General features: G+C 71.6%; 21 protein-coding genes and 1 pseudogene. 9 read left to right on the plus strand and 13 right to left on the minus strand.

Annotation, left to right across the window (positions count from 1 at the left end; genetic code table 11):
- Window positions 1-4 precede the first annotated feature (4 nt).
- From ASF23_RS17170 to ASF23_RS17180, 3 genes are all read left to right on the plus strand, one after another.
- Window positions 5-1,183 (plus strand): zinc-binding alcohol dehydrogenase family protein, encoded by a 1,179-nt coding sequence (locus tag ASF23_RS17170; RefSeq protein WP_055956662.1) that lies wholly within the window; start codon window positions 5-7, stop codon window positions 1,181-1,183.
- Window positions 1,184-1,209: 26 nt separating this feature from the next.
- On the plus strand, window positions 1,210-1,419 hold the full coding sequence (locus tag ASF23_RS17175) for a hypothetical protein (RefSeq protein WP_055956665.1): 210 nt from the start codon (window positions 1,210-1,212) through the stop codon (window positions 1,417-1,419).
- A 110-nt stretch (window positions 1,420-1,529) separates the two neighbouring features.
- On the plus strand, window positions 1,530-2,429 hold the full coding sequence (locus ASF23_RS17180; protein WP_055956668.1) for a glucose 1-dehydrogenase: 900 nt from the start codon (window positions 1,530-1,532) through the stop codon (window positions 2,427-2,429).
- A gap of 175 nt (window positions 2,430-2,604) precedes the next feature.
- Here ASF23_RS17180 and ASF23_RS17185 read toward each other — a convergent pair whose 3' ends face one another.
- The gene (locus tag ASF23_RS17185; protein WP_055956671.1) at window positions 2,605-3,000 is read right to left on the minus strand and encodes a MerR family transcriptional regulator; all 396 of its coding nucleotides are present in this window, start codon (window positions 2,998-3,000) and stop codon (window positions 2,605-2,607) included.
- Between the two features lie 111 nt (window positions 3,001-3,111).
- Here ASF23_RS17185 and ASF23_RS17190 point away from each other — a divergent pair, with 111 nt between their 5' ends.
- The gene (locus ASF23_RS17190) at window positions 3,112-3,834 is read left to right on the plus strand and encodes an SDR family oxidoreductase (RefSeq protein WP_055956673.1); all 723 of its coding nucleotides are present in this window, start codon (window positions 3,112-3,114) and stop codon (window positions 3,832-3,834) included.
- 231 nt (window positions 3,835-4,065) lie between these two features.
- Here the strand turns inward: ASF23_RS17190 and ASF23_RS17195 are convergent, their stop codons facing one another.
- The 3 genes from ASF23_RS17195 to ASF23_RS17205 all read right to left on the minus strand — a co-directional run bounded on the left by ASF23_RS17195 (window position 4,066) and on the right by ASF23_RS17205 (window position 6,712).
- Entirely contained in the window at window positions 4,066-4,884 is an 819-nt protein-coding gene (locus ASF23_RS17195) for an SDR family oxidoreductase (protein WP_055956676.1), read from the minus strand.
- A 77-nt stretch (window positions 4,885-4,961) separates the two neighbouring features.
- A complete protein-coding gene (locus tag ASF23_RS17200; protein WP_055956679.1) occupies window positions 4,962-5,291 on the minus strand; it encodes a hypothetical protein in 330 nt (109 codons plus the stop codon).
- A 131-nt stretch (window positions 5,292-5,422) separates the two neighbouring features.
- A complete protein-coding gene (locus ASF23_RS17205; protein WP_055956681.1) occupies window positions 5,423-6,712 on the minus strand; it encodes an Ig-like domain-containing protein in 1,290 nt (429 codons plus the stop codon).
- A gap of 394 nt (window positions 6,713-7,106) precedes the next feature.
- Here ASF23_RS17205 and ASF23_RS17210 point away from each other — a divergent pair, with 394 nt between their 5' ends.
- The gene (locus ASF23_RS17210; RefSeq protein WP_055956684.1) at window positions 7,107-7,784 is read left to right on the plus strand and encodes a TetR/AcrR family transcriptional regulator; all 678 of its coding nucleotides are present in this window, start codon (window positions 7,107-7,109) and stop codon (window positions 7,782-7,784) included.
- Between the two features lie 140 nt (window positions 7,785-7,924).
- Here ASF23_RS17210 and ASF23_RS17215 read toward each other — a convergent pair whose 3' ends face one another.
- The 9 genes and pseudogenes from ASF23_RS17215 to ASF23_RS17250 form a co-directional block, all read right to left on the minus strand.
- Window positions 7,925-8,224, minus strand: coding sequence for a hypothetical protein (locus tag ASF23_RS17215; protein ID WP_055956686.1), 300 nt, complete (start codon window positions 8,222-8,224; stop codon window positions 7,925-7,927).
- 202 nt (window positions 8,225-8,426) lie between these two features.
- Window positions 8,427-9,965 carry a threonine/serine ThrE exporter family protein gene (locus ASF23_RS17220; protein ID WP_055956883.1) on the minus strand — a complete coding sequence of 513 codons (1,539 nt, stop codon included), beginning with the start codon at window positions 9,963-9,965 and terminating at the stop codon, window positions 8,427-8,429.
- A gap of 216 nt (window positions 9,966-10,181) precedes the next feature.
- Window positions 10,182-10,622 carry an OsmC family peroxiredoxin gene (locus ASF23_RS17225; protein WP_055956689.1) on the minus strand — a complete coding sequence of 147 codons (441 nt, stop codon included), beginning with the start codon at window positions 10,620-10,622 and terminating at the stop codon, window positions 10,182-10,184.
- A gap of 153 nt (window positions 10,623-10,775) precedes the next feature.
- A complete protein-coding gene (locus ASF23_RS17230; protein ID WP_055956692.1) occupies window positions 10,776-11,783 on the minus strand; it encodes a DUF7064 domain-containing protein in 1,008 nt (335 codons plus the stop codon).
- Window positions 11,780-12,319, minus strand: coding sequence for a hypothetical protein (locus ASF23_RS17235; protein ID WP_055956695.1), 540 nt, complete (start codon window positions 12,317-12,319; stop codon window positions 11,780-11,782). The genes ASF23_RS17230 and ASF23_RS17235 overlap by 4 nt, the downstream gene beginning before the upstream one ends.
- A gap of 9 nt (window positions 12,320-12,328) precedes the next feature.
- Window positions 12,329-13,570: a phosphotransferase family protein gene (locus ASF23_RS17240; protein ID WP_055956698.1), complete on the minus strand. Its 1,242-nt coding sequence runs from the start codon at window positions 13,568-13,570 to the stop codon at window positions 12,329-12,331.
- 173 nt (window positions 13,571-13,743) lie between these two features.
- Complete coding sequence (locus tag ASF23_RS18985) at window positions 13,744-13,914, minus strand: GlsB/YeaQ/YmgE family stress response membrane protein (protein WP_268750866.1); 171 nt, start codon at window positions 13,912-13,914, stop codon at window positions 13,744-13,746.
- A pseudogene (locus ASF23_RS18910) lies at window positions 13,894-14,142 on the minus strand (GlsB/YeaQ/YmgE family stress response membrane protein); the annotation flags it as partial. The gene ASF23_RS18985 and the pseudogene ASF23_RS18910, both read right to left, overlap by 21 nt.
- A 311-nt stretch (window positions 14,143-14,453) precedes the next feature.
- Window positions 14,454-15,887: a reverse transcriptase family protein gene (locus ASF23_RS17250; protein ID WP_156364603.1), complete on the minus strand. Its 1,434-nt coding sequence runs from the start codon at window positions 15,885-15,887 to the stop codon at window positions 14,454-14,456.
- 122 nt (window positions 15,888-16,009) lie between these two features.
- Between ASF23_RS17250 and ASF23_RS17255 the strand changes: the two genes are divergently transcribed.
- The 4 genes from ASF23_RS17255 to ASF23_RS17270 all read left to right on the plus strand — a co-directional run bounded on the left by ASF23_RS17255 (window position 16,010) and on the right by ASF23_RS17270 (window position 18,873).
- Window positions 16,010-16,702 carry a hypothetical protein gene (locus tag ASF23_RS17255; protein WP_055956703.1) on the plus strand — a complete coding sequence of 231 codons (693 nt, stop codon included), beginning with the start codon at window positions 16,010-16,012 and terminating at the stop codon, window positions 16,700-16,702.
- Between the two features lie 65 nt (window positions 16,703-16,767).
- The gene (locus tag ASF23_RS17260) at window positions 16,768-17,277 is read left to right on the plus strand and encodes an excisionase family DNA-binding protein (protein ID WP_055956706.1); all 510 of its coding nucleotides are present in this window, start codon (window positions 16,768-16,770) and stop codon (window positions 17,275-17,277) included.
- Between the two features lie 3 nt (window positions 17,278-17,280).
- Window positions 17,281-17,844: a PIN domain-containing protein gene (locus tag ASF23_RS17265; RefSeq protein ID WP_055956707.1), complete on the plus strand. Its 564-nt coding sequence runs from the start codon at window positions 17,281-17,283 to the stop codon at window positions 17,842-17,844.
- 255 nt (window positions 17,845-18,099) lie between these two features.
- The gene (locus ASF23_RS17270; RefSeq protein WP_156364604.1) at window positions 18,100-18,873 is read left to right on the plus strand and encodes a hypothetical protein; all 774 of its coding nucleotides are present in this window, start codon (window positions 18,100-18,102) and stop codon (window positions 18,871-18,873) included.
- Window positions 18,874-18,895 lie beyond the last annotated feature (22 nt).

The following is an 18,895-nucleotide window of genomic DNA, read 5'->3' on the forward strand; positions in this document are numbered from 1 at the left end:
CCCGATGACCGCCGCCAACCACGCGGCCTGGCTCGACCGGCCGTACGCGGACCTGACCGTCCGCGAGGCGCCGACCCCGACACCGGGAGTCGACGAGGTCCTGGTGCGGAACCGCGCCGTGGCGGTCAACCCGCTCGACACGATGAAGCAGTGGACCGGCAGCATGATGTACCGCTGGCTGCCGAGTCCGACGGTCCTCGGCGAGGACGTCGCGGGCGATGTCGTCGCGGTCGGCGAAGGCGTCACCCGCTTCCATGTGGGCGATCGTGTCGTCGGGTACGCGGTCGGCATGGAGAAGGACCGCGACCACGTCGGCGAGGGCGGGTTCCAGGAGCTGACCGTGCTCCGGACGATGCTCACGGCGCCGATCCCGGACGACATGTCCTACGAGCGCGCGGTCGTCCTGCCGCTCGGGGTGTCGACGGCCGCGAGTGCGCTCTTCCAACAGGACCAGCTGGGGCTGACCCACCCGACGCGATCCGTGCCTCCCGTCCGTGGCGATGGCGTCGCGGATGCGAGCGTCCGGCAGGTGGCGGAGACCGCCGGACGGGAGGCGGTGGTCGTCTGGGGTGGGTCGACGAGCGTCGGGAGCAACGCGATCCAGCTCGCCACGGCCGCCGGGTACGACGTGGTGACGACCGCGTCGCCGCGGAACCACGAGCGAGCGCTCGCGCTCGGCGCGACCGCCGTGTTCGACTACCGCAGTCCGACGGTCGTGCAGGACGTCGTCGCGGCGCTCCGTGGTCGGCGGGTCGCGGGCGTCCTCGCGGTGGGGGTCGGCTCCGGGGATCCCGCCGTCGCGATCGCCGCCGGGACCGGCGCGGAGCGGGTGGCCCTGGCGAGTCCGTCGGTGTCGTTCGAGTCCCTGCCGCGGCTTAGCGGACCGAGCCTGCGGTTCGTCCGGGTGATCGCGGGGCTCGTCGGCGGGAACGTCGCGCTGCAGGTCCGTGCTCGGTCCCGGGGGATCCGCGTGCGGTTCGTCTGGGGCAGCTCGCTCATGGGGAACGAGGTCGGCCCGATGCTCTGGGAGCGGTACCTGCCGGGGGCGCTCGCCGACCGGTCGTTCGTCCCCTCGCCGGAGCCACTCGTCGTCGGGACCGGGCTGGCGTCGGTGCAGACGGGGTTCGACGTGCTGCGGCGCGGGGTCTCGGCGCAGAAGGTGGTCGTGCTGCTGGACGCCTGACGGGTCGGACGGTGTTCACTCGACGCATGACGGACTTCGTGGTGGACGGTGCGAGCGGTTCCGAGGCGCACGGTGTCGACCTCGTCGACGGGGACGCCCCGGTCGTCCGGCTGATCGTGCACGGCGACCTCCCGACGACGATCGAGCACGACGGCCGCACGTGGATCGCGACCGGGGGCTCCGACACGCCGGACCCCGACGCTCCGTCGCTCGCGGTGTACCGCCCGACGAACTGACCCCGATCAGCGCCGGTGCGGCCCGTGCGTGTCCGCTCAGCGCAGTCGGGGGACGGTGACGGTCAGCGCACGTCGGGGTTCAGTGAGGGCGCGTGCGTAACGTCCGGGTCATGACCGATCAGTACACGTTCCAGGACCCGAGCAAGCTCTACGCCGACAAGGTGCCCGACGAGCAGTACCTCGGTGGTGCCGGCACCGACGCCGAGATGGCGGAGAACGTCCCGGCCGACCACGGCGAGGACACCTACCGCGGTTCCGACCGACTCAAGGGCCGCAAGGCGCTCATCACCGGTGGCGACTCCGGCATCGGCGCAGCAGTGGCCATCGCCTACGCCCGTGAGGGTGCCGACGTGGCGATCTCCTACCTGCCCGAGGAGGAGGAGGACGCCAAGCGCATCGTCGGGCTCATCGAGGCAGCGGGTCGCACCGCGGTCGCGCTCCCCGGCGACATCACGGACGCCGCGTTCTGCCGCAAGCTCGTCGCGGACGCGGTGGAGGGGCTCGGCGGTCTCGACGTCCTCGTCAACAACGCCGGCAAGCAGCAGCACGTCGAGGACCTCGCGGACCTGACGGACGAGGAGTTCGACGCCACCTTCAAGACGAACGTCTACGCGATGTTCTGGATCACGAAGGCCGCCCTCCCGCACCTCGCCCCGGGCTCCAGCATCATCAACACGACCTCGATCCAGGGGTACTCGCCGTCGCCGATGCTCGTGCACTACGCGTCGACGAAGGCCGCGATCAACAACTGGTCGAAGGGTCTGGCCGGCCAGCTCGCGCCGAAGGGCATCCGCGTGAACGCGGTCGCTCCGGGCCCGATCTGGACGCCGCTGCAGCCCGCCGGTGGGCAGCCGTCGGACGCCCTGCCGGAGGTCGGCTCCGAGACGCCGCTCGGTCGCTGGGGTCAGCCCGCCGAGCTCGCGCCGGCCTACGTGTTCCTGGCCAGTGGCGAGTCGAGCTACGTGCTCGGCGAGACGCTCAACGTGAACGGCGGCATGCCGACCCCGTAGGTCGCGTCGCGCGCGCCCCGCTCCGCGCGCCGGCCGCCGGCCGCCGGCCGATGCGTGAGAAGTGCCCAACTGTCGAGTGAGCTCAGGCTCCCGACAGTTGGGCACTTCTCGTCGGGTCCGGTCGGGCAGGCGGTCGCCTGCACGCGGCCTGGAGGGTCGGTGCGCGTCCGCCGCGTCAGGCCGCGGCGGCCGACGGCGCCGGGTGACGCAGCGCCGGGCAGTGCTCCGGCGTCGGGTTGTGCGCGATGTGGATCACCTCGTCGAGCTTCGCCTGCGCCTGCTGCAACGACCGGATCTGCGCGCCGATCCGGTCGCGCTCGGCGGTGAGCAGCGCGAACGACTCCGGGCTCGCGTGGCCGGTGTCGACGCAGGGCAGGAGCTCGAGGATGGTCCGGCTCGGGAGCCCGGCGGCGTAGAGCTGCTGGATGAGCTGGACGCGCTCGACGGCCGGCTCGTCGTACGTCCGCTGCCCGCTGCCGGTCCGGTCCGCGGGCAAGAGCCCCTGCTCCTCGTAGTACCGGAGCGCGCGGACGCTCACCCCGGACCTGCTCGCGACCTCGCCGATGCGCATCTGGATGCCCTCCTGGTGAGCTTGACGCCAGGACTTGCCTCTGACGTCAACGTGAGGTCTTAGCGTACTCGACGTGCCCCGCGGAGAGACCGTCCGGGCAGGAAGGACACCATGGAGATCGCAGGATCCGTCGCCCTCGTTACCGGAACGAACCGCGGCATCGGGCGCCGGTTCGCCGAACAGCTCGTGGAGCGCGGCGCGGCCAAGGTCTACGCCACCGCTCGACGCCCCGAGCTCGTGGACGTCCCGGGCGTGGAGACCCTCCGCCTCGACATCACCGACCCGTCGTCGATCGCGGCCGCGGCGGCCGTCGCGCAGGACGTCACGCTGCTGGTCAACAACGCCGGCATCTCGACCCACACGAGTCTCCTCACCAGTCCGATGGAGGACATCCGGCGCGAGATGGACACGCACTTCTACGGCACGCTCCAGGTCATCCGGGCGTTCGCACCCATCCTCGCGCGGACCGGTGCCGGTGTGTCGGGTGCGACCGCGATCGTCGACGTGCACTCGGCGCTGTCGTGGTTCGTGTACCCGGGGGCGAACGGCTACGCCGCCGCCAAGGCCGCCGAGTGGAGCATGACGAACGGCGTCCGCATGGAGCTCCAGGAGCAGGGCACGAGCGTGCAGGGGCTGCACCTCGGAGCCGCGGACACCGACATCATGGCCGGGTACGAAGGGCCGATGATCGACCCCGCCGACGTCGCCCGACAGTCGCTCGACGGGGTGGAGCGGGACGCGATGGAGGTCCTCGCCGACGACTGGAGCCGCTTCGTGAAGGCCGCCCTCGCGAAGGACCCGTCGGAGCTCTACGGGCAGCCGCTCCCCATCTGACCGGGGCTGTCCGACCCTCGCGAGGGGTCGCATCCGCGACGCGTCGGGTGTCGAGAGGGCGCGGATGCGACGCATCGAGGTGCGGAGCCGGCCGCGGGCCGGACGTGACGGACGGGAGGCACGTGATCCGTGCCTCCCGTCCGTCGCGTCGCGCGCATGCGCGCCCTGGTGCAGGTCTCGACTAGCTGCCCTGCGCCTCTTCCGACCCGCGGTGGCTGCCTGCCACCGCGGTCAGCTGCCCTGCGCCTCTTCCGACACGGGCTGCCACTCGCGCCACGTCGCCAGACGGGACTCGTAGTCCTTCTCGGCGATGCCGAGCGGGGCCTTGCCGAAGAAGACGCGGAGGGGCGGCTCCGCGGCGTCGACGACCTTCATGATCGCGGTGCGGGTGCCGGTCGGGTTGCCGGGGTCGGCTGCCGACGGACGGTTCGCGGCGGCCTCGCGGACGCTCTTGTACGCGTCGATCTCCTGGCTGCGCTTGGACGACGGGCCGGACCAGTCGGTCGAGAACCCGCCGGGCTCGATGAGCGTGACCCTGATGCCGAAGCCGGCGACCTCCTGCGACAGCGACTGCGAGAAGCCCTCGAGGCCCCACTTCGAGGCGTGGTAGGCGCCGACCGTCGGGAACGCCGAGATGCCGCCGATGCTCGACACCTGGATGATGTGGCCGGAGCCCTGCTCGCGCATGATCGGCAGCGCCGCCTGGGTGACCCAGAGCGCGCCGAACAGGTTCGTCTCGAGCTGGCTGCGGACCTCGTCCTCGGTCAGCTCCTCGACCATGCCGAAGTGCCCGAAGCCCGCGTTGTTGATGACGACGTCGAGCTTGCCGAACTTCTCGGCGGCTTCCTTGACCGCAGCGAAGTCCGCCGAACGGTCGGTGACGTCGAGGTTGATCGCCAGGAAGGTGTCGGGATACTGCTCGACGAGCGGCTGGACGTCGTCGGTGTTGCGTGCCGTGCCGGCGACGTTGTCGCCGCGCTCGAGTGCTGCTTCGGCCCACTCGCGGCCGAAGCCCTTCGATGCGCCGGTGATGAACCAGGTCTTGCTCATGTGGTGGTGTCCTCTCCGAGTCCACCCGCGCTGGGCGATGCGCTCGACACGGGGAACACCATGCAACTCGGGCCGGCTCAGTGTGAACCGGGGATCCCACGCATTCCGGCCAGCCGTTCGAGGAGCTCGCGGGCGGACAGCGCCGCCGCGAGCTCCACCTCGACGGGCTGGATCCCGAACTCGCGCTCCATGGCCTTGCGACGGGGCATGTCGGCGAGCGGGACCTCCGGTCGCTGCGGGAGCGCTGCGACGGCCCGGGCTGCGGCGTCGAAGGCACCCGCGGGGGAGCCGAGATGCTCCCAGAGCAGACGGACGTCCCTGGCCACCTCGTCGTCCGAGCCGCCGATCTCGAACCCCGTGCAGGCCATCGTCGCCAGGCGCTGGGCGAGGGGATCGTCGGGGGACATGCGGGCATTCTCGCGCACGTGGGCTGGCCGCAGGTGCGGGCTGGCCGCCGGTGTGGGGGGCGGCAGCGGAACGGCCCCGTGCCACACGCGGATCGCGTGGGGCACGGGGCCGGGGTGTCCGTCGGACGGTGTCAGCTGCCGGTCGTCGTCCGGCGGCGTCGGGTCAGGAGTGCGAGCACGAGGCCGAGGGCGAGCATCCCACCGCCGGCCCAGAGCCCGACCGTGTCGTCGGACCCGGTGTACGCGAGTGCCTCGGTGGAGTCACCGGCTCGGGGCGTCGCGGCGATCGGCGTCGCGGCGACGGGCGCTGCGCTCGCCGCGGGCTGGACGACGACCGGTGTCGGAGGGGTCGTCGGAGTCGGCGCGGGGGTCGGCTGCTCGGTCGGCGGGGTCGTGACCGGGGGGATCGCGGTGCCGGCACCCTCGCCGCCGCTCGTGGCCTGCGTCAGCGACGCGCTCGTCTCGAAGGCCGTGGGGACGTCGGCCGTCGTCGTGGTGACGGCGGCGTCGTTCGAGAACGTGGCCGGTGCGGCGTCGCTGCCGAACGGGGTCGGCATGGACGCCGACACGCGGAGACGGAACCGCTCGCCGGCCTGCTGTGCGGGCCAGTCGACGGAGACCTGGTCGTCGGAGCAGGTGTAGGGGACCGGGCCGGTCAGCTCGGCGGTCTGCTCGTAGTCGCCCTGCGCATCGACGAACCCGTCGTACAGGTGCACCGAGTCGGCGCTGCAGTCGAAGGTCCAGCCCTCACCCGCGGGGACGGAGTCGACCGTCGTGGCGGAGTCGAACGCACCGTTCGGGGTGTCGATGTTCCACTCGATGAAGTCCGTCGGGTCGGTCTGGCCCTGGTCGTCGTTCGTCCAGGTGCCGTACTTCGAGGGCTGTGAGAGGTCGGCCGGCACGGGGCCGGTCGGGGTGATCACGGTGGTGAACGTCTTGCCGTCGTTCGTCACGGACGTGAACGGCGTCGGCTGCCCGGACGGGGTCGAGATGCCGTCGAAGTCCGCACTGACGAACGCGGTGCCGCAGACGCCGGTGTGCGACTCCGCGTAGGCGGTCAGCGTGAACGTGACGATCGCCGCGTCGGGGGTCGTCCCGGTGATGGCGGCCGAGGCGACCTCGACACCGGTCTTCGGGTCGTCGAGGCGGAAGCCCTCGGGCAGGCGCCGCATGTGCGGGTCGAGCTGCAGGGTGAAGGTGTCACCGGCGCGGGAGCCGTTCGGCACGCACCAGGTGATGTCGGTCCGGAGCTGGGAACCCTGGGCGGGGTTCGTCGGCGTGATCACGACGTTCTGCACCGCGCCGGACACCACGGCGGCGTTCGCGGGCGCTGCGGTGGCGATGACCGCAGCACCGGCGAGGAGAGCCGGTACCGCGAGGAGGGTGAGCAGGCGGGTGCCGGGGCGGGATGTCAGACGCACGGATTCGCTTTCGGGTCGCATCGCGGTGCAGTGGTCGCGGCACGGGATGCCGTGCCGCGACCTCGCGTGTGGGGGTGGGGGATCGTGATGCGACGCGCCGCTGCGAGGCCGCCGGTACAGACGCCGTGACTGCGGGAACAGTGGCGACGGAGACTCAACATACGGACCCCCTGTGCGGGGGTCAAGTGCGGGGTGCGGTGGACGGACAGGAGCAGGCCCCCGACGACGTGGTGCGGTGGAGGTCGATCCTGTCTGTCCTCCATAGTGCCGACACCCGGAACGGGGATGGTCCCTGTCCCCCGAACGCGCTTTGATGAGAGCCGTGGACACGATGTCCGCACTGATCGGTACTGGGTCCCATCGACGTCGACCCGTCTCGACTCGACGAAAGGGCATGATGCTCGACTCAACCAACGCGGACACCGCTGCAGCAGCGGCCGCGGCGCAGACCCTGCATCTCCGCGTGATCATCGTCACGGCGACGGTCGACGTCCTGCACGAGGTCCACTTCCACCAGGCGAAGCCGGAGATGGTCGCGGACCGCCTCGGCATCTCGGTCGAGTCCCTGCACCAGCACTTCCCGTCGTGGGACGGCCTCGTCCTCGCCGCGCTCGACCGCTGGAACGGCGAGCGCATGGACTCCGTGACGCACGCGCTCGGCGACGCGAGCATGGTCGACTTCCTCCGGGCCATCGTCGCGTCGAACGTCGAGCAGCCCGAGCTCATGCGGCTCCTCGTCGCGCTCATCAGCGTCGCCGGCAACGTCGACCACCCGATGTCGGCGTACCTGCGGTCGCGCTACCAGCTCTTCTACTCGCAGATCCGCCGCGGTCTCGAGCACGACGTCGCCGTCGGCCGGGCACCGCACACCATGGACCCGAAGCGCGGAGCCGAGCAGCTCATCGCGCTGTACGAGGGCCTGCAGATCCAGGCGCTGATGCGACCCGACATCGACCTCGTGCCGGCGTTCGACCGCGCAGTCGCGCGGCTGGAGAGCGGATGGACCGAGCGGTACGAGGCCCGGATCCCCGCCAGGGTGATGTCCTGGTCGGACGACAGCTGGGCGATCTGAGGCTGCTCCCGGGCGTGGTCGGAGCGATCGCGCGCTGACGATCCCGTGGCACAGCGACACGATGCGGCTGGGAAGCCCGCTCCTCCTGTCGTTCTGCGCCTGGAACGACACTCGCGCTGGCGGTGTGCGGCAGGGCTCGGTCAGCCGAACAGCATCAGCCCCGCGACGACGAGCAGGACGATGCCGACGGCCCCGCCCATCACCCAGAGGCCGATCCGTGCCGGCACGCGACGCATCGGCGGCCCGGACCGTGCGGCCTGTCCGTCGGCGATCTGCGTCGCGGCGACGAGTTCGGGCGCGGCTGCCGGGGGGACGGGCGGCGGCTGCGGTCGATCGTTCTGGGTGGCGACGACCTCGGTGACGAGTTCGTCGCGCGGGATCAGGTCGGGCAGGCGTCGGTAGCGATCGCGCCCGTCCTCGCCGTCGGTCTCCTGCGGCATCTGGACCCCCTCCGGTCGTCCTCGCAGCGTAGCGCCGAGAGCGGCCTCACCGCGAGACGCTCTCGTCCCGTGGCAGGCGCAACACACCGCCCTCCGACCGCCGCACCGCGCTGCACGGCGGTGTCTCGACCGGAGTGCGGTGTCGCGCAGCGGGCGGCGTACCGCGCAACGGGCGGCGCACCCCGCCGGCGGTCGGCTCCCGCTACCTCCGCGACCCGCGCGGCACGGACCCGTCCCCCGGGTCGTACCCCGAGTCCCGGATGACGCTGATCGCCGTCGTGTCGCTGTGCAGCGACTGCACCTGCACCCGACGGCTCCGGCGCAGGGAACGCCTGGCGCCGGGGGTCGCGAGGAGCCCGCCGAGCACGAGCCCCGCGCCGATGCCGAGCGCCACGAGCACCGCCGCGACGAACCCGATCGCGGCACCGCTCGACCCCGCCATGAACTCGAGCAGCGCGTTCGACACCGCGACACCGGGCAGGAGCGCCCCGCAGAACGCCGGGACCGCGATCGTGGCGACCGCGGTCCGCATCCGGGCGGCGGCGACGGTGCTGAGCGCGCCGAGCACGACCGACGCCAGGAAGGTCGCACCGAGCAGCGGCAGCCCGATGGACTTGAACGCGTACAGACACGACGCCGCGATCACCGAGAACACGACGGCCACCGGGATCACGCGTGCGCTCGCGCCCTGCACGAAGCAGTTCGCGCCCGCCGACACGACCGTCAGTCCGAGGGAGACCCACAGCGGCAGGAGCTGGACGGTGATGCCGCTGGTGTCGACCTCCAGGTCGAGCCCCGTCGTGACCGCGAGCCCCGCCGGGACCCCGACCACGATCGCGGCGATCGTCAGGCCGATCGCGAACGCCCGCGACACCGCCATCGACCGGAAGTCCGAGATCGCGTCCTGCGCCCAGGTGACGAGCGCCAGGTGCGGCAGGAGGAGCACGACGAGCGCACCGACCATGGCGGCCGCACTCCCGGGGCCGAGGACACCGGACCAGATCGCGAGCGTGCCGATGGCCGATGCCACGAGCGCCTGGAACCCCGACACGAAGAAGGGTGGGAAACCGCGGCGCGTCAGCCAGCGTCCGCTGACGATGAGCCCGTACATCACGAGGAAGGCACCGACCCCCGCACGCCATCCGCCGCCGGCCTGCATCGAGATCGAGATGCCGAGGAGCGCCAGGCCGCCGTCCGCGAGCCACTGCGGCCACCGCGGGGGCATCCGGAGCACCGCGACGAGCGCACTCACGGCGCTCGTCATGTCACGCTCGTCGTGGATGACGTCGTCCACGATCTGGTTCGCCCGGGCCAGCCTGTTCAGGTCGGATCCATCGGTGAGCACGGTCCGCACCTTCATCACCGACGGGGCATCGTGTGGGGAGTGCTGCAGGGTCACCGCGTTCCCGGAGAAGGCGAGCTCGAGCGGTGCGAGGTTCCACTTGGTGCTGACCGCGATGACCGCCGCCTCGACGGACCGGGTGTCCGCGCCCGAGGCGAGCATGACCTCCACCAGGTCGAGGCAGAAGTCGATGATCTGGTTCGCCGAGTACTGGTCACCGCGGCGGCTCGTGTCGGGTTCGATGTGCTCGTAGATGGTCCCGCGGAGCCGCGCGCGGACGTCCCGGAGGTCGTGTTGCTCGACGCGGCGCGCCTTCGTGCGCGGAGGTCGGGTGGATCGCGGTGGGCGCGGCTCGTGCCGCCCCGCCCAGGGACCGTTCGGAGGAAGCTGCTCGACCATCCCGACCATTGTGATCGTCCGGACCTGGCCGTGTCCGGAACACCGGCGTGCGCGCCTGTCGGACTGGAGGGACGGTGCGGCGCCGACCCGTCCCTCCAGGCCGGTGGCGGTCGCGTTCTGACCACGCGCGTCCGGCAGGAACACGCGGATCCGCGTGTGCGCGGCGGACGGCCGTGTTCAGAACACGTGCCCGCGGTGTGGACGGAGGGGGCTGACTCAGCCCTCGAACGTCGTGTCGAGGGTGATCTCGACGCCGGTCAGGGCCTTGGACACCGGGCAGGTCTCCTTGGCCTCGGTCGCGGCTGCCGTGAACGCGGCCTCGTCGATGCCGGACACCTCGCCCGAGACGGTCAGGTGGATGCCGGTGAGCTTGAAGCCACCCGCGGCGTCCGGGCCGAGTGACACGTCCGCCTTGACGTCGAGCGCCTCGACGGTGCCGCCGGCCGCACCGAGCACGGCCGAGAACTGCATCGCGTAGCAGGCGGAGTGCGCGGCCGCGAGGAGCTCTTCGGGGCTGGTGAACCCGTTCGCCGACTCCGAGGAGCGCTTCGGGAACGACACGTCGTACGTGCCGACGCCGGACGAGGTCATCTCGACCTGGCCCTCGCCGGTCTCCAGGGATCCGTTCCAGGCGGTGCGTGCGGTGCGAGTGGGCATGGGTGCTCCTTGGGGTCTGCTGATGGGACCCGTCCGTCATACCCGTCGAGCCTGACAAGCAGGACAGCGGTCGGACTGGAGGCGCGGATCGGGCCCGCACCGCGCCTCCAGTCCGGATCCGGGTCGCGCGGGCGACCCGTTCGATCGATCCGGTCAGCGACCGGCCGCGCGCCGCCCCGCTGCCGACATCCGCCTGCCGAGGTACTCGAGCCCGAAGATGTCCCCGTGCTCCGCGTGGCCGACCACGCCGTCCCGCTCGTACCGCATCAGGCTCTGGTAGCAGACGTACGCCGGGCTGAACTGGTGCCAGGGGTACCCGCCGACCGCCGTGCCGCGGAACTCGTGCGTCTTCCCGTTCGCGTCCGTGGCGACGATGTGGTTGCTCACCGCCACCATGTCGATCCGCGCCGCGGTGACCGTCGCACTCGTGAGGCCGACCATCTCGCCGTGCTCGACCACGTAGCCGAAGCGGAGCGAGTCGTAGACCACGGTGCCGTCGTCGTCGATGCGGAGCGCCATGCCGACGTGCAGCGCGTAGTCCGGCCCGAGCGTCACGTGGATCCACGCGGCGCCGGCCTGACCGACCTCGGCGCGGGCGCCCCAGCTGCGGTCCATGCCGTCGTAGCAGTCGACCTGGTACGTCTCACCGCGGAGCTCGAGCGTCCCGGTGACGTGGCCGACGGCGTCCATGTGCCCGTTGTTCCAGACGTCCCCGAGCCCGGTGTCCGGCGCTCCGTGCGCGTCCGTGACCATGAGCGGGTTGTGCGCCGTGTCGTGCGTGTCGTACGGCTCGTGGATCGCCTCGAAGCGCAGGTCGAGCCGGCAGGCGCCCGGCGCGTTGCTCTCGTAGCGGACCGAGAAGTCGCGGGGGGCGTCGTCGACGTGCAGGCTGAGGCCGCTCGGCAGCGTGAAGTCGGAGAACTTCTCGGGTGCCGGCATGTGCACCTGCGGGTCGGCGAAGTCGATCTCGTGCACCCGCGTCGCGAACCCGCCGTGCACGACGACCGACGAGATCGCGGCGCCGACGTTCGGGCGTGCGAGGACGTACGCGTTGCCGAGGATCCCGGCCTCCGGGACCGAGAACACGCAGACGAGGGTCTCGGCCCAGTTCTGCTGTGCCGGGTCGCTCGGGTGCCAGTCCATGTCCTCCGCGGTGATCACCGGGCGCCCTCTGCCCCGGCCTGCCGGCGGTCGAGGTCGCGCTCCTGGTCCGCGAGGACCTCCGCGATGCTCGACGGGCTCTTCGGGAAACCGGTCATCCTGGCTGCTGCGACCTCGCGGGCCGACTGACGCTTCGCTGCGACGGACATCAGGGACCAGGCCTCGTCGGCACGGTCGGTGTCGACGAGGGCGGCGAACCGCTCCTCGGCCTCCTGCTTGGCGGCGAGGACGAGCGCGCGGAGCTCGCCGAGGTCGGCCGGGAGGACCGGGGCCGGCTCGGCGTCGGTGCCCTGCGTCGTGCCGGTGGTCGCGTTCGACAGCGCGGTGAGGTCGTGCACGAGGGCGGTCGCGTCCCCGTGCTCGACGACCTCGTAGCGGTACTCGGACGCCTGCACGTCGAGGATCCAGTCGAGCGTGGCGAGCACGAGCCCGGCCTGTTCCTTCGCGAAGCGCTCGTCCGCACCGATCGCGGGCAGCACCGTCGTGGCGATGGTGTGGCGGACGGAGCGGAGCTTCTGTTCGGTCGTGGGTACCATCGTCGGTCCTCAGGCTTCCGGGGTCGTGGCGTCGGGCGTTGCGTCGGTCGGGGTCGTGGCGGGCGTCGCCGCGTCGGGCGTGCCGACCATGTCGTTGAGGAGGTCGATGTAGTACACGCCGAGCCCGCTCAGGAAGTTGCCCATCACCTCGAGGTGCGTCAGGCGCTCCTCGGCGTTCCGGGGGAGCGAGGCGGACAGCGCGACGACGGCCCAGTACATGTTGAGCACGAGGTAGTACCGGAGCCGCTCTTCGTCCACGGAGAGCCCGGAGAGCGCCTCGTACTGCTCGATGAGGTCCTTCCTGGTGAGGAGTGCGGAGCAGTAGAAGTCACCGGTCTCGGCGTCCGTCTCGCCCCAGCCGGCCATCATCGCGTACGCCAGGTCGTGGTGCCGGTCGCCGAGGTACGTCAGCTCCCAGTCGAGCACCGCGGTCATCTGCCCGGACGCCTCGTCGAACAGGAAGTTCCCGTTGCGGTAGTCGCCGTGCACGATCGAGACGGTGTCGAGGACCGGCCGGTTCCGCCAGAGCCACTGCCGGGTGAGGGTCACGGTCGGGTGCGGCTGGAACGCGTCGTCGTCCCACGCGCGGTCGGTCGACGCGAGGCGCCAGTCGATCGCGTCGGTCGTGCCGGGGCGCGGGCGCTCGAAGGCGGTCAGGTCGTGCGACGCCCAGTCGATGGTGTGCAGCGTCGCGAGGTGCCGGACGTACTGCTCGGCGAGGATCGGTCGGAGCCGCGAACCGTAGGTGACGCCGAGGCCCGACGCAGTGGCCGGGGTGTCCGACGGGCCAGAGACGCCCGTGATGAACTCCGAGATGAGTGCCGGTGCTCCGAGCTCGGACGCGTCGTCGGTCGACCAGTACAGGACCGGGACGGGGACGCTGCTCGTGCCGACGATCGCGAGGACCTCGGCCTCGCGGCTGCGCGAGCTCTCGACGGGGGAGCCGAGGGGGTCCATCCGGAGGACCATGCGGTCCGAGCGGGCCTCGCCGTCGACGGTGCGGTCGAGGGTGAAGACGAACTGCTCCTTCGACGCGCCGCCCGGCAGCCGGCCGAGGTCCGTGATCGCGAAGTCGCCCTCGACCCGCGATGCGAGGAACGCGTTCAGCCGTTCACTGATGACGTCGAGCTCGATGGGCTCCTGGACGTCGACGCCGCGGTGCGCGCGCTTGCGGTCGAGGGCCTCGCGGACCTTGGGCTCCAGGTGCGGTGATCCCGCGTCGGCCGTGGGTGCGTCGGTGGTCGTGGACATCGGTGTTCCTCCTCGTGGGGCACTCGTGGACCCGGCGACAACCTATTCGTCGTGGTCGCCTCCGCGGATCGGCGCGCCGTGTCGGAGTGGTGAACGCACAGACGGACGGGAGGGACGGTGCCAGCTGGCACCGTCCCTCCCGTCCGTCAGCGGCTGGGCCGCGACCGCGTGCGTCAGTTGCGCGCCGTGCGACGGCCGGAGACCTTGAGGTAGATGAAGAGCACGATGATCGCGCCGATGATGGAGCCGATGATGCCGGCGGGCTGGAAGAAGCCGTCCATCGGGTCGTGCTGGAAGATGAGGAACCCGAGGATGGACGAACCTCGCAGGTAGATGAAGAGCACGATGATCGCGCCGATGATGGAGCCGATGATGCCGGCGGGCTGGAAGAAGCCGTCCATCGGGTCGTGCTGGAAGATGAGGAACCCGAGGAACCCGCCGACGAAGGAGCCGACGATCCCGAGGACGATGGTCATGAGGATGCCGATGTTCTGCTTGCCGGGCATGACGAGGCGGGCGATCGCGCCGGCGATGAGGCCGACGATGATGAGGCTGATGATGAGTCCGAGCATTGTGCACTCCTTCGGGTTCGGTGCTCGTGGTCATCGCGGCCGGGCTGCCGATCNGCTCTTCCGATCTGATGCCGATGTTCTGCTTGCCGGGCATGACGAGGCGGGCGATCGCGCCGGCGATGAGGCCGACGATGATGAGGCTGATGATGAGTCCGAGCATTGTGCACTCCTTCGGGTTCGACCGCGGGTGACGGCCGGTGGGGGACACCGCGAGTGCGGCAGCCCCCTACCCAACCTGGTGACGCCTGTGTAAGTGCCTGTCATCGGGGTACAGCGGCGCTCCGGGCTGGGTGGCCGAGCGGAGCGGCGGGTCACCAGGTGATGCGCTGGAACTCGGCCAGCAGACGCGCACCACGTTCCGGGTGCACCTGCTCGAACCAGCCGACGCGCCCCCGCAGGTGCGCGCGGAAGTCCGGGACCCCGACGCGGTCCTGCCCGTCGGGTCCGTGCTCGGCGCAGTTGTGCAGGATCGCCTTGAGCCGGTCGAACTCCGCGCGGCCGACGCTCGGACGCTCGTTCACGACGATGCCTGTGACCGACTGCCGGACCCCTCGCCGACGGACCCGTGTCTTGCTCGCGTTGAGGATGTGCCCCTCGTCCGTCACGATCCGTCCGACGCCGCGGACGAAGGCGTCGACGCGTGCCGCGAACCGGTCGTCCCCGCTGAACGCCAGGTCGTCCGCGTACCGGGTGTAGGTCGCGTCGGCGGAGGCGGCCCAGCCTGCGAGACGCGTGTCGAGCCTCCAGACCGACGCGTTCGCTAGCGTCGGCGACGTCGGCGCGCCCTGCGGGAGGTGCGGGGTCGCGAGCGCGCGTCGGAGCGCCGCGCGGTCCTCGGGAGTGCCGCCCGGCGGCATCGCGGCGATCACCCGCGGCGGCACGACATGGATGCAGAGACCGGTCAGGGTGTGCGCGACCGGCTCCGGCAGGCCGCCGCGACGGAGCAGCCCGTAGACCATCGGCGCGGACACGGCGGCGAAGAAGTGCGCGAGGTCGAGGGTCACCACCGCCTGGCGTCCGGTGTGCTGGGCCGCGCCCGAGACCGCGCTCCGCCCTGGCACGAACCCGTGCGCTGCGTCGTGGACCGGCAGGAACGTCAGGATCTCGTCGAGCGCGGTCCGCTGGACGGCACGGAGCCGAGGCTTCGGCACTTCGAGGAGGCGCGGTACCCGACCCGGTCGTGCGCGCCAGACGTACCCGTGGTGCTGGAGGACCGCGTCGTGGGTGCGGCGGTTCCACTGCTTCGTGTCGGCGAACCACTCGAGGCGGCCGATCGTCAGGTCGAGCAGCCGGGCGAGGTCCGCCACCGTGTCGATGCGTGGCACGTGCCCGGTGTTCGGTGGAGCCTCGGTCGGCGTGGCGCGACGGCTGGCGACCGTGATCGGCGCCCGTTCGGCGCTCCTCCGGACCGCCTCGGCGAACCCGTCGACGGACTGGAGGAACGCGGCGAGTTCCCGAGGGGCGTCGCGCGGTGCGCGCGGGTACCCCCGGAGCGCGGCGAGGACGGTCATCGGGACGAACCGGCGGTGCGGCCCGACGGCGGCGGTGCCGGCGGCGAGGAGCGCGTCGACCGCCCAGTCCTCGGCGGCGAGGAAGGCGTCGGCGAGGACCGTCGCGATCTCGGCCGTGCGGGCAGACGCGACAGCCGTCCTGCGGGTCGTCGTCGCGTCCGTCGTCCTGGCGATCGTGACGTCCGCCGTCCGCGCGAACGGGTGCGCTCCGTCCACGCCCGTCGGTTCCGCCACGGGATCAGGCTAGTTCGCGGGCATGCGTCGCAGCCAGGGCTGGCCGTTCGGATCATCGACCTCGATCCGTCGATGCAGTCGCGCGAGGCGGTGCGGCCGGGACGTGCTCGTATGCTCGGGCGATGGTCGACGACGAGCTCTCAGTCCCGCGGTCGGTGCCACCGTCGGCGGACCACCGCGACGTCGGGGCGCTCCTCCGCGCGGCTGGCTGGGAGTCGTGCGGCGTCGGGGACTGGGCGATCGCGCTGCGCTCCCCGTCCGGGCGGCATGCTGCCCGGATCAGTCCGTTCGACCCGGCGGCGCCGTACACGGCAGAGCTCTACCGCCGCGCGGCCTCGACCGGACAGGTGCCGCGGCTCGACCTGCACGTCGGACTGGAGGGCGGCGCGGAGCTCACGGTGATGGAGTTCCTCGAGCCGGTGGCGCAGGGGGAGGCTGTTGCCATGCACCGCGCGATCGAGTCGCGCGAACTGGTCGTTGCCCGGCTCGTCGAGCACATCGACGACGTGCACGCGCTCGGCGCCCGAGAGCTGCCGTGGTGGGGGCCGGTGGACGACAACCCTGCGAACGTGATGCGCGCCGCGGACGGCAGGGTGGTCGTGACGGACCTCTTCTACGCCGACGGCCCGGGCCTCTTCGCGACGGTGCTGTCCGATCCCGATCGCGTCGCCCGCGCGATCCCGCCGGCTGCACGTCGGTTCATGTTCGAGCTGCCGCTCTCGAGCAGCGGGGGGTGGGACGCCGACGCGCTGCAGGCGATGCGCGGGGGTCTTGCGGCGGCCGACGCGGCACTCGGCCTCGAGGGTCGCGGCTGAGCTGCCCGCGGCGAGCCCGAGGGCGAGCGCTTTCGAATTTTTCGCAATCGTGGCAGGGTGTGGGGATGACATCGCCCGATGCGACCGACACCCGGACCACCGTGCTCCCGCCGAAGGACCTCGCGGGCATGGCCGAGCTGTCCCGGTTCCTCGAGGACCACACCGAGCCGGCACTGCTCCTCGGACCGGACGGCCGACAGGTCCCGTTGCCGATGGAGGTCTACGAGATCCTTGAGCATGTCGTGGCGGCGATGTCTGCGAACCAGGCCATAACAGTCGCACCACTCGGGCAACAGCTGACGACGCAGACGGCGGCGGACCTCCTGGGGATCAGTCGTCCGACGCTGATCAAGCTGCTCGACCAGCGCGAGCTTCCGTACGATCGTCCGACCGGCAGCAGGCATCGTCGGATCCGGCTCGCCGACCTCCTCGCGTACCGGGCTCGGCGTGGGTCCGCTGCGGAGGACCGTCTCGCCGCGATGACCATGCAGGCGGCGGCTGCGGGCCTGTGGGACGTCGACGCTTCCCGGTACGACGATGCGCTGCGTGAGGCTCGTGGCGGGCAGGGACACTGACGGTTGGCACGGTTCGGCGCCTTCCTCGACGCCTGTGTGCTCGTGCCGGCCATCCAGGTCGACACCCTGCTCAGGCTCGCGGAGGCCGAGTTCTTCCGGCCGTCGTGGACGGCGACCGTGCTCGGGGAGGTCAATCGGGCATTGCGCGTCGTGCATCCAGAGCTCGAGCCGAGGCTGATCGAGGGTCGGTTGCAGGCCATGCGGCTGACCTTCCCCGACGCCGACACGACCGGGTGGGAGTCGCTGGTGCCGGCCCTGCGACTTCCTGACCCGGGCGATCGGCAAGTACTCGCGGGAGCGATCCGCGCCCGCGCCGACGTGATCGTGACGAACAACCTCACGGACTTCCCGGATTCGACGTTGCGGCCGTTCGGCCTCTCCGCGCTGTCCGCCGACGAGTTCCTGCTGGACCAGCTCGATCTCGATCCGTCGGCTGTCATCGACGTCATCCAGAAGCAGGCGGCCGCCACGCGCAACCCAGCGCTCGGTGTGCCGGCCGTCCTCGGCGCACTGACGCGCGCCGGCGCGGGCGGATTCGCCACCGATGTCGCTCGCAGGATGGTCTGACGGCGACCTCCGACCGACTCGTCGTGTGGTTCGGGAGGGACGGTGCGCGGAGCGCGCCTCTTCTCCTGAGGTGGACGGTCATGGGTGTACTTCGTGCCCCGGGGGAGCCCCGGAGAGGTCGACGCACAGCGTGCGCCGGCCGCCTCGGTCGGAGGTCGCCGTGCGCACACGTTACCGCCGCGAACGGCACGGGACCTAGGCTTGCGCGAGACCTCGGGTGTCGGGACCTCGGGGCGGAGACACACGGGGGTCAGGGTGCTCGGACGCGCTGCGGCTGGGATGGTGCTCGCGCTCGGGGTGGCGCTCGTCGTGACCTCGTGTTCGACGGCGAGCAAGGGGGACGCCGTCGCGGCCGATCGCGCCGAGGCCCTCGCCGAGCAGATCGGGGCCGATCTCGCACCCCCGGTGATCCGCACGCGCGACGCCGGGTGGCTCGTCGCGACCCACGTCGTGCGGCGGGACGACCCGGGTGCCGGAGTGCATGTCGACGCGCTCCGGTGGTCGGGGTCGTCCGGGACCGCGCCCGGCGCCCAGATCGACGTGCGGATCCGCATCGAGGAACCGAGCCACAGCGCCACGACCATCGGTGAGGCGTCGTACGAGGCCGGTTCCGCGACGAGGTGCTTCCACTACGACGTCGTCGGGTACCAGTTCCACGACACCCTCGTGCCGAAGGAGATCAGCTGCCCCGCCGTGACGGTGCCGCCGACCCCGACAGCGACCGCGCTCCCGGCGCTGCCCGACGACGCGGAGGCGCTGGTGGATACGGCACTCACGGCGTCGTCCTCGAGCGGGGACCTCCGGGTGGCTCTACGCGCCGCGTTCCCGCAGTCCTTCGTCACGATCGACACGACGAGGACCGACGACGGCGTGCTCGTCGCGGCGGTCGGCGTCCCCGAGGAGCGCGACTGCCTGGTCGCCGTCCGCGGGACCGACGGTGTCGTCCAACGGATCTCGTTCGACCCCGTCTGGATCGAGCCGGGGGAGACGGGCTGTGTGACGGCGCTGTACACGAACCCGCCATCCTGACCACCGGCCGCCGCGGGGCGGG

Source organism: Curtobacterium sp. Leaf261 (assembly GCF_001422205.1).
Classification (GTDB): domain Bacteria; phylum Actinomycetota; class Actinomycetes; order Actinomycetales; family Microbacteriaceae; genus Curtobacterium.